1 protein-coding gene is annotated in these 821 nt (G+C 37.3%); it reads left to right on the top strand.

Annotated features, from left to right (window positions below):
• The first annotated feature begins 157 nt into the window (after positions 1–157).
• Entirely contained in the window at positions 158–490 is a 333-nt protein-coding gene (locus RBH29_RS17810) for a hypothetical protein (protein ID WP_306698354.1), read from the top strand.
• The last annotated feature ends 331 nt before the right edge of the window (positions 491–821 follow it).

Raw genomic sequence — 821 nt, 5'->3', positions numbered from 1 at the left:
ACGATATATGGAATTCCCTGCGTTACCTCGACATCGTGTCTCGGGTTTGTCTGGGTATTTCTCTGGAGATTTCTTGCTTCGCTAAAGTTTTAAAGTACGAACTGTAGATTATTTATATTAGGTGCGATTTACCAGTTTGAAGAAAGGGGCTAATTTAATGCGAAAAAAATATGTTTTAGTATTGTTATTGATTTATGGGTTTCTTGCAATGATTTCTGCAATATCTCTTTTGTGTTTTTATGAATTTTGGTTTGATAATGATTCTCGTTTTGCTTGGTTCTTTTTTAACTGGTACCAATCATTTTGGGGTCTGACAATCACAGGAGTTATATCTTTAACTACCTGTATTGTGATAATAATTTGCATCATTAAGAAAATAAAAATTGCACCACAATGGCTGAATATTACGCTATTAATTCTTTCTCTACTAAACTTCGGGGTATATACACTTGGCTGGTTTGTTTTAAATTTTTATTCTTATTTTGCCTAATTTCAAATAGGCTACCATATAGTAATAAACCATGCTGAAACGAATAAGTACAGTACCAAAACTATTACACTATGTTTATATATAGTGAAACAATTAGGCTAATGCAGGATTTATCAAGGCTTGACCATCCGTGGTCAAGTCTGGCGTTGTGGGGCAGGGAACTCCACATATCAATGCGTCTCAGTAAAAGCTGCGAAAGCAGGAGCATGAAGCATTCCTCTGAAGAAGGGCATGAAGCAGTGCTCCGCTACATCCTCTCACGGGTGCAGTTGCACGCTTACGCAGGTCATCCTCATGGGATCTTTCAAGGACGTCTGAGACGCTCAAGTTA

The organism is Herbivorax alkaliphila (assembly GCF_030848475.1).
Lineage (GTDB): Bacteria > Bacillota > Clostridia > Acetivibrionales > Acetivibrionaceae > Herbivorax.
This window is presented reverse-complemented; position numbering and strand designations above follow the sequence as displayed.

Excerpts from the sequence above, each read along its gene's own strand:
- RBH29_RS17810 (WP_306698354.1), top strand. The coding sequence starts at position 158 with ATGCGAAAAAAATATGTTTTAGTATTGTTATTGATTTATGGGTTTCTT.